The organism is Streptomyces sparsogenes, from assembly GCF_001704635.1.
GTDB lineage: Bacteria > Actinomycetota > Actinomycetes > Streptomycetales > Streptomycetaceae > Streptomyces > Streptomyces sparsogenes.
On sequence record NZ_MAXF01000092.1, the window covers coordinates 26,971 to 39,289 of the forward strand.

Genomic DNA, 12,319 nt, shown 5'->3' on the forward strand with positions numbered 1-12,319 from the left:
GCGCCGATGCCCGTTCCCGCCGTGCACCGCGAGGTGCGTCTCGCCGTCCGCCCGCGTCCCGCGCGACCGCTCAGTGTCGATCACTTCGAGGTCGTCGAGTTCCCGGTGCCCGAGCCGGGACCCGGTCAGCTGCTGGTGCGCAACCGGGTCATGGCCGTGACCGCCGTGATGCGCACCCTGATGAACAGCGAGGCCGATCTGTTCATGCCGCCCTATGTGGCGGGCGAGGCGCTGTGGGGCCTGGCCGTCGGCGAGGTGGTCGCCGCGCCGGGCGGTGGCGCGGAGGCCGGCGAGCTGGTCGAGCACCGGTTCGGCTGGCGCGAGTACGCGGTGGTGGACGCCGCCGAGGCGCACCGGCTCGACCCGGAGGCGCTGCCGGACCCGGCCGCGCATCTGTCGCAGGGCCCCAGCGCCTGGATGGGTGTCGTACGGGGCGCCGAGGTGCGGTCCGGGGACACGGTGTTCGTGACGGGGGCCGCGGGCGGGGTGGGCTCGCTCGCGGGCCAGATCGCCCGGCTACGGGGCGCGAAGCGGGTCATCGGCAGCACCGGCTCGCCGCGCAAGGCCGAGGTGCTGACCAGGGAGCTCGGCTACGACGCGGTCGTGCTGCGGGGCGCCGGGCCGATCGAGGAGCAGCTGCGCGAGGCCGCCCCCGACGGCCTGGACGCGGTCTTCGACAACGTCGGCGGCGAGCAGCTGCGGGCCGCGCTGGCCCTGGCCCGCCGGGGCGCCCGGTTCGCGATCGTCGGGGCGCTGTCCGGGCAGGCCACGGGCGCCGCGACGGCCCCGGTGGAGATCGACACGGTCGCGCTGACCGCCCGCGGGATCACGCTGCGGGGCATCGCGCTGTACGACCACATGGACGTGATCCCCGAGTGGACGGCGGAGTTCGGCCGCGGGCTGCGGGCCGGGACGCTCACCTTCCCCCACGTCCGACTGTCGGGCATCGAGCGGGCGCCGCGCGCGCTGTGCGAGCTGCTGGAGGGGCGGCACGTGGGGGCTGTGCTGGTGGACCTGTGAGCCCGGCGGAACCCGGTCGCTTCCAGGTCCTTCACGCGGGCTGAGAGGGCCGGTCACAGGCCGTTCACAGGGCCGTTCACAGGGTCAGGCCGCGGGCCAGGATCTCCAGGGCGCGGTCGATGTGCTTCTCCATGTCCTCCAGCCGGCCGTCCTCCGCCCGACCGTCCTCGAACCAGAAGAAGATCGCCTCCCGCAGCGCCCCGAGCACGGCCGCCACGACCACCCGCACCTCGAAGTCGTCCGGGGCCCGACCGCTGCGCTCGGCCAGGACCTCGCCCAGCAGCTCGCCGGTGCCGGCCAGGCTCTCGCCCATCCGCGCGCGCAGCGCGGGGACCTGCCGGATCAGCCTGAGCCGGGTCAGCATCTCCTCGTGCCCGTCGTCGGCGTACTGGTGCATCAGGCCGACCAGGGCGTGGCGCAGGGAGGTCACCGGCGGCTCGTCCAGGGGGCGTTCGCGCAGCGCCGCCACCACGAACGGGTCGTACTCGTCGGTGAGGACGATGTCCTCCTTGGTGGGGAAGTAGCGGAAGACCGTGCTGGGGGAGACGTCGGCGGCCTCCGCGATCTGGTCCACGGGGGTGGCGTCGTACCCCTGCTCCTCGAACAGCCGGTGCGCGGCGCCGCGGATCGCCCGCCGGGTCTGGATCTTCTTGCGCTCACGCAGTCCGAGCTTGGGTGGGGCCGAGGGGGCGGTACGTGCCATGGCTCTCATTGTCGGGCATCGGTGTGCCGTGGGGCCATGGTGCCGACGGCGTCAGCCGTGCTGGTAGGCCACCAGCGAGATGCCCACATAGTGGACGACGAAGGCGGCCAGCGTGAAGGAGTGGAACACCTCGTGGAAGCCGAACCAGCGCGGTGAGGGGTTGGGGCGCTTGGTGCCGTAGATCACCGCGCCCACGCTGTAGAGCAGCCCGCCCACGACGATGAGCGTCATGACGGCGACGCCGCCCGTGTGCAGGAAGTCGGGCAGGAAGAAGATCGCGGCCCAGCCCAGCGCGATGTAGCAGGGGGTGTAGAGCCAGCGCGGGGCGCCGACCCAGAAGACCCGGAAGGCGATCCCGGCCAGCGCCCCCGCCCACACCAGCCACAGCAGGAGTTCCTGCTTGCCGTCGGGCAGAAGCAGCAGGGTGAAGGGGGTATAGGTGCCGGCGATGATCAGGAAGATATTGGCGTGGTCCAGGCGGCGCAGCACGGCCGTGGCGCGCGGGCCCCAGTTCCCCCGGTGGTAGAGGGCGCTGACGCCGAACAGCGCGCAGGCGGTGAGGGTGTAGATCGCGCAGGCCAGTCGCCCGCGGGGGCTGGAGGCGAGGGCGGTGAGGACCACGCCGGCGATGAGCGCGGCGGGGAACATACCGGCGTGCAGCCACCCTCGCAGCCGTGGCTTGAGGGGGACCGGCGGAGCAGCTGGGGGCTCTGGCGCGGGGGCGACCGGAGCGTCAACGGCGGGGTCGGGCGCAGCGGCAGTCATGGCGCACATGCTACCTACGCGACCGTAAGTTACCCCTCTGTTCCGAGTGGTGATGGTCACCCTGCGCCCACTGGACAGAATGCCCGCGCCGTCGGATGATCAAATGAGCGCGGTCGGCACCGGATGAGCTGAGCATCCGGGTCGCAGCCCCCAAGGGGTAGCTGTCTCCATAAACGGAATATGCGGGTATGAGTGCACATACCTGCCGCAAACCCTCAATCAGTGACGCCGGACCGGTGCGGTCCGGCGGGATGGAGCGATCGTGGCCCCCAGCAATGTGGCTTCCTCAACCACCGCAGCCCCCACCAACCACCAGGAGCTGCTCTCCTGGGTCGGCGAGATCGCCGAGCTCACCCAGCCGGACAGGGTGGTGTGGTGCGACGGCTCGGAGGCGGAGTACGAGCGACTGTGCGCGGAGCTCGTGGAGAAGGGGACCTTCAAACGCCTCGATCCGATCAAGCGGCCCAACTCGTACTACGCGGCCTCGGACCCCTCCGACGTGGCACGCGTCGAGGACCGCACCTTCATATGCTCCGAGCGCGAGGAGGACGCGGGCCCGACCAACCACTGGAAGTCCCCCGCCGAGATGCGGGAGATCTTCACGGGGGAGCAGGGCATCTTCCGGGGCTCGATGCGCGGCCGGACCATGTACGTGGTGCCCTTCTGCATGGGCCCGCTCGGCTCGCCGCTGTCCGCGATCGGCGTCGAGATCACCGACTCCGCGTACGTCGCCGTCTCCATGCGCACCATGACCCGCATGGGCCAGGACGTCCTCGACGTCCTCGGTGACCAGGGCTTCTTCGTCAAGGCCGTGCACACCCTCGGCGCCCCGCTGGAGCCCGGCCAGGCCGATGTGCCGTGGCCGTGCAACTCCACCAAGTACATCTCCCACTTCCCCGAGACCCGCGAGATCTGGTCGTACGGCTCCGGCTACGGCGGCAACGCGCTGCTCGGCAAGAAGTGCTACGCCCTGCGCATCGCCTCCGTGATGGCCCGTGACGAGGGCTGGCTCGCCGAGCACATGCTGATCCTCAAGCTCACCCCGCCGCGCGGGGAGGCCAAGTACGTCGCCGCGGCCTTCCCGAGCGCGTGCGGCAAGACCAACCTCGCCATGCTGGAGCCGACCATCCCCGGCTGGACGGTCGAGACCATCGGCGACGACATCGCCTGGATGCGTTTCGGCGAGGACGGCCGGCTCTACGCGATCAACCCCGAGGCCGGCTTCTTCGGCGTCGCCCCCGGCACCGGCGAGCACACCAACGCCAACGCCATGAAGACCCTGTGGGGCAACTCGGTCTTCACCAATGTCGCGCTCACCGACGACGGCGACGTGTGGTGGGAGGGCATGACCGAGGAGGCGCCCGCCCACCTGACCGACTGGAAGGGCAACGACTGGACCCCCGAGTCCGGCACCCCCGCCGCCCACCCCAACGCCCGCTTCACCGTGCCCGCCGGGCAGTGCCCGATCATCGCGCCGGAGTGGGAGGACCCCAAGGGCGTGCCGATCTCGGCCATCCTCTTCGGCGGCCGCCGCGCCAGCGCCGTACCGCTGGTCACCGAGTCCTTCGACTGGCAGCACGGCGTCTTCCTCGGCGCCAACGTGGCCAGCGAGAAGACCGCCGCGGCCGAGGGCAAGGTCGGTGAGCTGCGCCGCGACCCGTTCGCCATGCTGCCGTTCTGCGGCTACAACATGGGCGACTACATGGCCCACTGGGTGAAGATCGGCAAGACCGCCGACCAGGCCAAGCTGCCCAAGATCTACTACGTCAACTGGTTCCGCAAGGACGCCGACGGCCGGTTCGTGTGGCCGGGCTTCGGCGAGAACAGCCGCGTGCTCAAGTGGATCGTCGACCGCCTCGACGGCAAGGCCGACGGCGTCGAGACCCCGATCGGCGTGCTGCCGACCCGCGAGGCGCTGGACACCGAGGGCCTGGACATCGACGACGCCGACCTCGACCTGCTGCTGACCGTCGACAAGGAGGTGTGGCGCGAGGAGGCGGCCCTGGTCCCCGACCACCTGCGCACCTTCGGCGACCACACCCCGCAGGAGATGTGGGACGAGCACCGCGCGCTCGTCGAGCGCCTCGGCTGAGGCGACGTCACCGCCCCGCCGGCCGGTGGGGCGGTGACGTTGCGGTGAGTACGAGACAGCGACACGCCGACGGGACGGCGTGTCGCTGTCTCGTACTCACCGCGAACTCAGGTGCCGCGCCCCCGCTCCTCCAGATACCGGGTATGGGTCCGCTGGCGGCCCGCCTCCGCCTCCCGCAGCGCCGAGGCCATCGCGCCCGCCTCGTCGAACAGCAGCGACAGCTGCCGCTCCAGATGGCGTTCGGGCGGATCCGCGCCCGGGGCCAGCCGGGTCCACCAGCGGGTGCGGGCGTAGGTGTCCACGGCCTCGGGCACGTCGTGCCGGACGATCCGCGACAGCGCGTACGTCCCCTCCGGGTCGAGCAGCAGCGCCTCGCCCGCCGGCTCCGGGTCCAGCAGGGCCGCCAGCAGCCCGTCCAGCTCGGTGAGCCGGCCGGCGGCCGCCGGCGGTAGCTCGACCTGGGCTAGGGAGGCCCGCAGCCGGGCGAAGTCCTCCCGCAGGGCGTCCAGTTGCCGGGCGGGGTCGGGTAAGTCCGGCGCCGCGGGCCGCTCGGGCGGCGCGATCAGCGCGCCCGCGCCGTACAGGCCCGCCACCACCACCGGCCAGTAGACGCCCGCCAGACCCGTGAAGGTCAGGGCCAGTCCGGCGAGGCCCGCCGCGCTTCCGGCGATGTTCTTGCGGGACTCCAGACAGCGCAGGACCGTATGGCGCAGGGCCTTGGGGCGCAGGACCTTGTGCCCCGGGTCATTGGTAGCCACGGATCTCCTCGAAGGCCTCGTCCAGCGAGCCCTTGGTCGCGTCGAAGAGCCGCCCCCCGGTGAGGGAGGCGATGGACTCCAGCTCGCCCCGGTCGGAGTCGCCGAAGACGATCGGGAAGACCGGGGTCGTCCGCTGCGGCGCGGGCAGGCGCCGGTAGAAGGCGTCGAAGTCGTCGGCGGACGCCCCGGCCGTGTTCTCCCCGTCCGTCATCAGCACGATCGAGGTGAAGCGGTCGTCCCCGAGGGCCGAGGCGCGCCGGGCGAGATGGCGGTACGCCTCCTGGAGGCTGCTGAAGATCGCGGTCTCCCCGTCCGCGGTGAGCGCCTCGGCGTCCGCGCGGATCGCGGCGAGCGCCGCGCCCGGGCCGTCCTCGGGCACCGTGTGCGTACGGACCGCCTTGACCCGGGAGCCGAACGGCATCAGCGTCACCTCCTCCCGGTCCCGGAACCGCTCCCCGGTGGGCGAGCCGTCCGCCCCGGCCAGCCGGGTGAGCGCCGCCTTGAGCCGGTCAAGACGGTCGCCCTCCATCGAACCGGAGGTGTCCAGCACGTACACCGTGCGCGAGGGCCGCCGCAGCTCGTTCTCGTAGGCGGCGAGCAGCCCGTCGGCCACCGACCGGCTGCCGGGGAAGGGCAGTTCGCGCCGCTTGGCCGCGGACAGCGGGGCCGCGGGCCGGACGGAGACCACGACGGGGCGGCGGAAGGTCCGCCCGGTCAGCGTCCGCTGCGCCTTCGGGGACCGCAGGTACCCGGCGAGCGCACGGACCTCGTCCCGCGCGTCCTGGGGCGCGGAGGCGAGGGCGGTGAGCGGGTAGTCGGCGGTGACCACGCCGTCCCGGGGGCGGATCACCGTCAGGCCGGTGTGGTGGTCGCGGTTCAGGGACAGCAGCACGGACTCGTAGTTGATCAGCGCGTCCACATCGCCGCGCCGGGCGTACGCCTGGGCCAGCCACCCGGAGGAGCCGGACGTCAGCCGCTGGCCCGCGAAGAACCGCTTGAGCTTCGGCGCGACCCTCCGCACATCGGAGTCGCGCAGCGCGGACTGGGCGCCGGACAGCCCCGAGGCGATCGAGACCAGCGCCGAGAAGCCCGAGTTGGAGCGCACGGGGTCGGTCATCCCGTACGTCAGCTTCCCGTCGGCCACCGCCTGGTGGATGCGCGCCCAGGTGACCTGCTCCGGGTCCCAGCCCAGCCGCCGCACGGCTCCCGACGTGACGCCGAGGGCGACCGGCGAGGTCATCACCGGTGTCTCCGAGGTGATCTTCCCGGCGGCCTCGGGGCGCAGCCGCAGATAGTCGTTCGACGACAGCCAGATCGCCTCGTACGCCCCGTCCGCCTTCCCGGACGCCACGGCCTCGACCGCGTCCAGGGTGCCGGACCAGGTGGCCTCGACGGTGACGCCGGTCGCCTCGCGCGCCGCGTCCAGCACCGGCTTCATGTCCGTCAGCTCGCTGCTCGCGAGGACCCGCAGGGTGCCGGGAGCGCGCCTGCCGCCCTTGTTCCTGTGGTCTCCGCCGTCCTCCGAGGTGCAGGCGCTCACCGGCAGTACGGCGGCGAGGCCGAGGGCCATGAGGGCGCGCCGGGGCACACCCCGGGGTGGCGGGATCACAGCAGGCTCCCCTCGGCCGTGCCCGCCGAGCGGGTGCGCTCCAGATACGCGTTCGCCTGCCGCAGCTCGTCCGTGAGCGCCTCCACCGTCGTGGCCATGGACTCGGTCGCGCGCGCCTTGTAGGTGTCGATCGCGTCCAGCGTCCGGTAGATCTGCTGGAACGCCCCGCGCAGCGTCTCCACGCCCACCGCCGGGTCGGCCGCGATCCGCTGGATCTCGCCGCTCTGGGTGGCCAGCATCTCCGCGTTGCCCCGGACCAGCTCCTCGGTCGTCCCGCGCAGGGCGTTGACCTGCTCGGTCACCGCGCGCTGGTTCTCCAGCGCGGAGGACAGCATCACCGCGATGCGCAGCGCCGAGACGGTGGTGGTCGCGGCCCGGTCCACACCCTTGATCAGCTCGTCGTTGTTGCGGCGCACCACGTCCATCGCCAGATAGCCCTGCGCGCACACCGCGAGCTGGGTGAGCAGGTCCTGGTGCTTCTGCCGCACGGGGAAGAGCACATCGGCGCGCAGCGCGTCGGCCTGCTCCGGATCGGTGGCCTCCACGGCCGCGATCCGCCGCTCCACCGCCGCGTCCAGGGCCTCGGCCAGCACCGCGTACTCCTGGAGCTTGCCCATGGTCTCCCACAGGCGGACGCGCTCGGTGTGGAGGGCCGCGTTGTCGCGGCGCAGCTCGTCCTGACCGCCGCGCAGCGAGCCGACGATCTTGTTGAGGGTGCCCTGGGCGGAGGCGTACTTGGCGACGTGGTCGCGCAGCCTGTTGCCGCCCGGCAGCTTGGCCAGCAGCCGGCGCGCGCCCTTCGGGCGGGTGTCGCGGGGGTCCAGGTCCTCGACGGTGCGGCGCAGTTCGACCAGCGAGGACGAGACCCGGGTCCGGGCGTCGCCGCCGCCCTCGTGCTGCGCGAGGGAGCGTACGGTGCGGTCCAGCATCCGGTTGGACTGCTGGGCCGCGCCGCGTATCTCGCCGGAGCCGAGTGCGGTGATCTCGCCGATCCGGGTGGCGAACTCGGGGGAGCGGGCGTCGAGGCCGGCCAGCGCGGACACGTACTCGGCGGCGCGGCGCTCCATCTCCTCCCGTACGGACGCCTCCACCGGCACCAGGCCGGCGGCCTTCTCCTTGGGCACGGGGGCGACGGGCTCGGGCGGGGTCAGCACCAGGCCGTCGGCGTGGTCGGCGTTGTCGGCGGGGCCGAGGGGGTCAATGGGCTTGTCGTTGGCGGTGGTCATACCGGGCTCCCGTCACTGGCTGGTGGCTCGTCGCGCGAGGTCCCGCAGCACCCCGGCCCTGGGCACCGGCGCCTGCCGGACGCCGGTCAGCCGCTGGTTGAGGTACGCGGTATGGGACGCGGTGGCGGCGGTGAACTCGGAGGCGGCGCCCTGCGGCCTGAAGCCGTGCCGCACGGCCAGCTCCCGCAGCTTCTTGTCGCCGCTCAGCAACTCGCCGAGCCTGCGGCCCTCGGGGGTCAGCGGCACCAGGGTGTGGTCGCTGTTGACCGTGACGTCCGGGTAGAGGACCACCATGTCGCCGACGTCCTGCCGCTGCATCAGCAGCGAGGCGACCTGCGATTCGTAGACCAGGACCAACGGGTTGGCCGCCCCGCTGATGAAGTCGCGGAACGGGGCGTCGGAGCTGGACTGCTGGGCGCCCTGGACGCTGATGAGCTTCTTCATCAGCGGTGCGGTCCGGGCGAGGTCCGCGTCGTCGGCGACGATGCGGCCGCCGTTCGCCACGTACGAGGCGGCGGCCAGATACAGCGCGCCCGAGTTGGACTGGGCCGGGTCGGTGCTGGTGATGGACACCACGCCGTTCAGCTCGCTGTACTTCTCGGCCCCCTTGAGCCGCTGCCACGTCCGGTCCCGCTCGGCGGCCTCGAGATACGCGCCCATCCTCAGGGTGCCGGTGTTCTTGCCGGTCAGCGTCGCGAGCCCGTTCCCGGCCAGCACCTCGGCGGCGTTGCGGTGCGCGACGACCACCAGCGGCGAGTAGAACGGCCGCTGCGGTGTGCCCTTCACCCCGGCCTTCCGCGCCAGCTCGACGGCGGGCGACTCGCTGCTCGGGAAGGCGAAGTCGTAGCCCTTGAGCGGGAGGTTCTCCATCGCCCACGAGCCGGATGTCTCCGTCTTGACGGTGAATCCCTTGTCCGCCAGGGCCTTCACCACATCGGGGTCGGCGAAGAACTCGGCCTTCTCCGACCCGATCACTCCGCGCACGGTCGTCGTTGCCGTGCCCTTGTCCTTCTCGCGCCCCGCGATCAGGGCGGCCGCCACGCCGCCGATCAGCAGAACCGCGAGGACGATTCCGAATATGCGTCTCACGGCGGCAGCGTGCTCGCGGAAACCCACATTCCGGGCGCGGTCAGATGGCGCGGAGGTGAACGGCTGATCGCAGTCCGAAACAGGAATCGGCCATTCTGCGAAAGGAGTTGAGGGAATGGGTGGGCGGCCGGAGCCGAGCGGGCTCCGGCCGCCTCAGGCGCCGTGGGATTCAGGCGCCGTTGGGCTCAGACACCCTTGGATTCAGGTGCCGTTGCGCTCAGGCGCCGTTGGAGACGAGCTTCCTGATTCCGCGCAGGTCGGCGGCCGTGAACTTGCCGCCGTTGCTGTTGAGGTACCCGCCGTTCGGTGAGGTCATGACCGGCTTGTTCTCGTTCGGGCTGAACTTGGACGGGTCCGGGTGGTCCAGGCCCATCATGTGGCCCAGCTCATGGGTGACCGCGTTGAGCGTCATGGCGTGGGCCTTGGTCTTGTTCGAGCCGAACCAGCTGTTCTCCTTGCCGGTGCTGGTCCAGTACTCGGTGTCCATCTCGACGTATCCGCCCCAGGCGGCGTTGGTCTTGGTGTTGTAGCAGGGAAGGGCGCGCGACATGCCCTTCTTGCCGTCCAGCGGCCGGTACTTCAGGAGGAACATGATGTGGTGCTGCGGACCGGCGCAGTACTTCTTGTTCTGGTAGTTCGTCCCGCCCTCGATCGTGGTGGACAGTACGAACTTGATTCCCGCGTTCTTCACCTCCGGCATGGCGTTGAGCTGCTGGACCGGAACCTTCAGATACGAGGTGAGCCAGCCGCGCGACTTCTGCGTCACGAAGGAGATGGTGTAGGTGCTGTTGTGCGCCAGATTCGTGATGAAGTAAGGCGAGCCGGATTCCAGCTTCCAGCCCGTGCCTTCGTTCGCGGCGCTCGCGGTCGAGGCGGTGGCGAAGACCGTCGCGAGGGCGGCTGCCAGCGCGACTCCCCCGAGTTTCTTCATGTGGTGCTCCCCGTTGTGCGGAGGCCCGCCAGTGTGCCGGGCCGATCGGATCCTAATGGGGCCCATCGGCGCGGTGTCCGGTGGCCCGGTGTCCGATGGCGTGGCCACCTGCGGCGCGTAGGAGGCCGGACATCCTGATCCGGGACCCGAGGGAGCTGAAGCGGCGCCGGCGCCGTCAGCCGGCGTGCGCGGCGAACGCCTGGTACGCGGGCTCGTCGAAGAGCACGAACCGGACCTCCTCGACGCCCGTGTCCGTGGCCCGCACCGTCTCCACCGCGATGCGGGCGGCGTCCTCCATCGGCCACCGGTAGACGCCGGTGGAGACGGCGGGGAACGCGACCGTCCTCGCGCCGAGATCGTCCGCGACCCTCAGCGACTCGCGGTAGCAGGAGGCGAGCAGCTCCGATCGGTCCTCGGTGGCGGACCACACCGGCCCCACGGTGTGGATGACCCACCGCGCGGGCAGCCCCCGCCGTGGTGGCCACGGCCTGCCCGGTCGGCAGCCCCTTGCCGTAGGGGCGAGGGTGATCGAGGTGGTCATACGGTCCATCTTCGGCGAACTACCGGCGGCTGGGGTTCAGCCGCCGATGCCGAGCGCCGCCGCGTGGCTCTCCAGGCGCTCGGCCGCGAGCGCCGTGGCCGTCGCGTCGCCGCGGGAGGTGGCGACGACCAGGGCGCGGCCGGCCAGGGTGTGGGCGCGCTGGTGGAGGGCGGTGATGTGGGCGGGGGTGGCGGAGGTCGTGGTGGGGGCCGCGCGGAGGGGGGCGCGGCCGGCGCGGAGGCGGGTGACCCGGTCGGCGAGGCGCTGGGCGGCGTCGTCGAGGGTGGGGGCCGGGGCGAGGGCGCGCAGCTCGTCGGTGACGGTCAGCAGCGCGGTGAGGTGGCCCGCGAGCTGGATGTCCAGCTCCTCCTCGCGCGAGCGGTGGGGGACGCCGGGGCCGGGCTCCGTCATGGTGTGGACCGACTTGGTGCGGATCGGCTCGTACATGGATGGCCTCCAAGGGATCTCAGGAGGCCATCCTAACTTAGACGCTGTCTAAAGTTGAGCTGTCGCTAATACTCGCCACTTCCGCCCGGCGCGACGGCGACCGATTCGTTCAAGACGGCCCCCGCGGGCGCTCGATAGCGTCGCGGCCATGGAAGCCATCGCCTTCGAGTCGCGACACATCAGCACCCGCATCGCCCGCCCCGCCGCGGACGTCTACGCCTACGCCTCGAACCCCGCCAACCTGCCGGAGTGGGCCGAAGGGCTGGGGGACACCATCGAGGAGATCGACGGCCAATGGGTCGCGGAGTCGTCGCCCATGGGGCGGGTCGTGGTCGTGTTCGCGCCCAGGAACGAGTTCGGCGTGCTCGACCACGACGTCACGCTGCCCTCCGGCGAGGTCGTGCACAACCCGATGCGGGTGATCGCCGACGACACCGGCGGGTGCGAGGTGCTCTTCACACTGCGCCGGCAGCCGGACATGAGCGATGAGCGATTCCAGCGCGACGCCGATATGGTGGCCGGCGACCTCGCCGCGCTCAAGCGGGTGATGGAGCGCGCATAGCGACCGGCCGGAGGAAGGGGCGCTGCCCGGCGTGATCGAATTACGGGTGCTGACGGCGGACGACTGGCCCCTCTGGCGGGAGCTGCGGCTCGCCGCGCTCGCGGACGCGCCGTACGCGTTCGGGTCCCGGCTCGCGGACTGGCAGGGGGAGGGCGACCGCGAGGAGCGGTGGCGCGCCCGGCTGGAGATCCCCGGTTCGTACAACGTGGTGGCCGTCCTCGACGGGAAGGCCGTCGGGATGGCCAGCGGGGTGCCCGGCCCGCGCGCCGGCGTCGTCGAGCTGATCTCCATGTGGGTGGACTCGCACGCGCGCGGGCGCGGGGTCGCCGGCCACCTGGTGCGGGCCGTGGAGGAGTGGGGCCTTGAGGCCGGGGCCGAGGTGCTGCGGCTGAACGTCATGCCGGACAACGCGCGCGCCCTCGCCTTCTACCGGCGCGTCGGGTTGACGGAGGCCGGTGAGGAGGACGGGGAGGTGGCCATGGAGAAGGCGCTGCGGCCCGCCGGCCGCTGCTGACTTTGTGGTGGGTATGGGACAGCGACACGCCGTGACGTCGGCGTGTCGCTGTCCCATACCCA

12 protein-coding genes and 1 pseudogene are annotated in these 12,319 nt (G+C 71.9%); 4 read left to right on the top strand and 9 right to left on the bottom strand.

What is annotated here, in order from left to right; translation table 11 throughout:
• Nucleotides 1-6 precede the first annotated feature (6 nt).
• Entirely contained in the window at nt 7-1,020 is a 1,014-nt protein-coding gene (locus BBH68_RS18375) for an MDR family NADP-dependent oxidoreductase (RefSeq protein ID WP_065963802.1), read from the top strand.
• Nucleotides 1,021-1,096: 76 nt separating this feature from the next.
• On the opposite strand, the gene BBH68_RS18380 is transcribed toward BBH68_RS18375, so the two are convergent.
• Nucleotides 1,097-1,723, bottom strand: a complete 627-nt coding sequence (locus BBH68_RS18380) for a TetR/AcrR family transcriptional regulator (RefSeq protein WP_079151063.1) — start codon at nt 1,721-1,723, stop codon at nt 1,097-1,099.
• Between the two features lie 51 nt (nt 1,724-1,774).
• Nucleotides 1,775-2,497, bottom strand: coding sequence for a PAQR family membrane homeostasis protein TrhA (trhA, locus tag BBH68_RS18385; protein ID WP_104531338.1), 723 nt, complete (start codon nt 2,495-2,497; stop codon nt 1,775-1,777).
• Between the two features lie 253 nt (nt 2,498-2,750).
• Here trhA and BBH68_RS18390 point away from each other — a divergent pair, with 253 nt between their 5' ends.
• Complete coding sequence (locus BBH68_RS18390; RefSeq protein ID WP_174589044.1) at nt 2,751-4,580, top strand: phosphoenolpyruvate carboxykinase (GTP); 1,830 nt, start codon at nt 2,751-2,753, stop codon at nt 4,578-4,580.
• Nucleotides 4,581-4,687: 107 nt separating this feature from the next.
• On the opposite strand, the gene BBH68_RS18395 is transcribed toward BBH68_RS18390, so the two are convergent.
• The 7 genes and pseudogenes from BBH68_RS18395 to BBH68_RS18425 form a co-directional block, all read right to left on the bottom strand.
• Nucleotides 4,688-5,293, bottom strand: a complete 606-nt coding sequence (locus tag BBH68_RS18395) for a hypothetical protein (RefSeq protein WP_425428822.1) — start codon at nt 5,291-5,293, stop codon at nt 4,688-4,690.
• Nucleotides 5,294-5,324: 31 nt separating this feature from the next.
• Complete coding sequence (locus tag BBH68_RS18400) at nt 5,325-6,908, bottom strand: substrate-binding and vWA domain-containing protein (RefSeq protein WP_065963827.1); 1,584 nt, start codon at nt 6,906-6,908, stop codon at nt 5,325-5,327.
• A gap of 35 nt (nt 6,909-6,943) precedes the next feature.
• On the bottom strand, nt 6,944-8,173 hold the full coding sequence (locus tag BBH68_RS18405) for a toxic anion resistance protein (protein WP_065963806.1): 1,230 nt from the start codon (nt 8,171-8,173) through the stop codon (nt 6,944-6,946).
• Nucleotides 8,174-8,185: 12 nt separating this feature from the next.
• Nucleotides 8,186-9,289, bottom strand: a complete 1,104-nt coding sequence (locus tag BBH68_RS18410) for a substrate-binding domain-containing protein (RefSeq protein WP_174589045.1) — start codon at nt 9,287-9,289, stop codon at nt 8,186-8,188.
• Nucleotides 9,290-9,479: 190 nt separating this feature from the next.
• The gene (locus BBH68_RS18415) at nt 9,480-10,193 is read right to left on the bottom strand and encodes a M10 family metallopeptidase domain-containing protein (protein WP_065963808.1); all 714 of its coding nucleotides are present in this window, start codon (nt 10,191-10,193) and stop codon (nt 9,480-9,482) included.
• Nucleotides 10,194-10,368: 175 nt separating this feature from the next.
• A pseudogene (locus BBH68_RS18420) lies at nt 10,369-10,705 on the bottom strand (macro domain-containing protein); the annotation flags it as partial.
• A 65-nt stretch (nt 10,706-10,770) separates the two neighbouring features.
• Nucleotides 10,771-11,181, bottom strand: a complete 411-nt coding sequence (locus BBH68_RS18425; protein WP_065963809.1) for an SCO4983 family protein — start codon at nt 11,179-11,181, stop codon at nt 10,771-10,773.
• Nucleotides 11,182-11,329: 148 nt separating this feature from the next.
• Between BBH68_RS18425 and BBH68_RS18430 the strand changes: the two genes are divergently transcribed.
• On the top strand, nt 11,330-11,743 hold the full coding sequence (locus BBH68_RS18430; RefSeq protein ID WP_065963811.1) for an SRPBCC family protein: 414 nt from the start codon (nt 11,330-11,332) through the stop codon (nt 11,741-11,743).
• A 31-nt stretch (nt 11,744-11,774) separates the two neighbouring features.
• Entirely contained in the window at nt 11,775-12,257 is a 483-nt protein-coding gene (locus BBH68_RS18435) for a GNAT family N-acetyltransferase (RefSeq protein ID WP_065963814.1), read from the top strand.
• Nucleotides 12,258-12,319: the final 62 nt, after the last annotated feature.

What these genes read in the sequence shown, in the direction of transcription:
- BBH68_RS18375 (WP_065963802.1), top strand. Translation starts at nt 7, where the DNA reads ATGCCCGTTCCCGCCGTGCACCGCGAGGTGCGTCTCGCCGTCCGCCCG.
- BBH68_RS18380 (WP_079151063.1), bottom strand. Translation starts at nt 1,723, where the DNA reads ATGGCACGTACCGCCCCCTCGGCCCCACCCAAGCTCGGACTGCGTGAG.
- trhA (WP_104531338.1), bottom strand. Translation starts at nt 2,497, where the DNA reads ATGTGCGCCATGACTGCCGCTGCGCCCGACCCCGCCGTTGACGCTCCG.
- BBH68_RS18400 (WP_065963827.1), bottom strand. Translation starts at nt 6,908, where the DNA reads ATGGCCCTCGGCCTCGCCGCCGTACTGCCGGTGAGCGCCTGCACCTCG.
- BBH68_RS18405 (WP_065963806.1), bottom strand. Translation starts at nt 8,173, where the DNA reads ATGACCACCGCCAACGACAAGCCCATTGACCCCCTCGGCCCCGCCGAC.
- BBH68_RS18415 (WP_065963808.1), bottom strand. Translation starts at nt 10,193, where the DNA reads ATGAAGAAACTCGGGGGAGTCGCGCTGGCAGCCGCCCTCGCGACGGTC.
- BBH68_RS18425 (WP_065963809.1), bottom strand. Translation starts at nt 11,181, where the DNA reads ATGTACGAGCCGATCCGCACCAAGTCGGTCCACACCATGACGGAGCCC.
- BBH68_RS18430 (WP_065963811.1), top strand. Translation starts at nt 11,330, where the DNA reads ATGGAAGCCATCGCCTTCGAGTCGCGACACATCAGCACCCGCATCGCC.